The sequence below is a fragment of the Stenotrophomonas sp. TWI809 genome (assembly GCF_039673205.1).
In the GTDB taxonomy this organism is placed as follows: domain Bacteria; phylum Pseudomonadota; class Gammaproteobacteria; order Xanthomonadales; family Xanthomonadaceae; genus Stenotrophomonas.
On the sequence record NZ_JBDJLE010000052.1, the window covers coordinates 1 to 1,139 of the forward strand.

The 1,139-nt window shown below is 67.6% G+C and carries 1 protein-coding gene; it reads right to left on the reverse strand.

Annotation, left to right across the window (positions count from 1 at the left end):
* Positions 1 to 116: 116 nt before the first annotated feature.
* A partial coding sequence (smeD, locus tag ABE472_RS18815; protein ID WP_346466782.1) for a multidrug efflux RND transporter periplasmic adaptor subunit SmeD occupies positions 117 to 1,139 on the reverse strand: 1,023 nt, incomplete at its 5' end.

Genomic DNA, 1,139 nt, shown 5'->3' on the forward strand with positions numbered 1-1,139 from the left:
TACATCGACACCGGCAGCTTGAGCACCGCCAGGCCACCGGCGAGCATGATGATGATCGCAATCACCCACGCGAAGATGGGGCGATCAATGAAGAAACGTGCCATGGAATTCTCCGGTTACTGCTGGGCGGCGGGAGCCGCCGGCGCGGCGGCCGGCTTGGCCGGGGCCGCGCCCATTTCGGTGGCCTGCACGGGCATGCCCGGCTGGATCTTCTGCAGGCCTTCGACGATGACCTTGTCACCCGCCTTCAACCCGTCTTCGACCAGCCACTTGTCGCCGAGCGAACGGCTGACCTTGACCTGCCGCACTTCGACCTTGTCGTCCTTGCCGACCACCATGGCGCTGGTATCGCCCTTGGGATCGCGGGCGATGCCCTGCATCGGCACCAGGATCGCGTTGTCGCGCACGCCGCTGCCCACCTGCGCACGCACGTACATGCCCGGCATCAGCACCTGGTCCGGGTTCTCGACCTTGACCCGCAGCGCGTAGCTGCCGGTGGTCGGATCCACGCTGACTTCGGAGAATTCCAGCGTGCCCTTGTGGTCGAACTCGGTGCCGTCATCGAGCAGGATCGTCACCGGCAGGGTCTGGTTGTCCTGCAGGCGGCCGCTGGCCAGTTCGCGGCGCAGCTGCAGCAGCTCGCTGGCGGACTGGGTCAGATCGACATAGATCGGGTTCAACTGCTGCACGGTGGCCAGCGCTTCGGCCTGACCGGCACTGACCAGCGCGCCCTGGGTAACCGAGGACTTGCCGATGCGACCGCTGATCGGCGCGGTGATGCGCGCATACCCCAGCGTCACGTTGGCCGCGTCCAGCGAGGCACGCGCGGCGCCGACATCGGCTTCGGCCTGCTTCAGCGCGGCGATCGCGTTTTCGTTGTCCTGGGTGCTGACCGCCTCGACCTTGGCCAGCTCGCCGATGCGCTTGGCGCTCAGGCGTGCGGCATTGGCGGTGGCTTCGGCGCGCGCCAGCTGGGCACGGGCGCTGTTGGCCTGGGCGCGATAGCTGGCGTCATCGAGCTGATACAGCGGCTGCCCGGCAGTGACCAGGCCGCCTTCGGTGAACAACCGCTTGGCCACGATGCCGTTGACCTGCGGGCGCACTTCGGCCACCAGGAAGGCATTGGTGCGGCCCGGCAG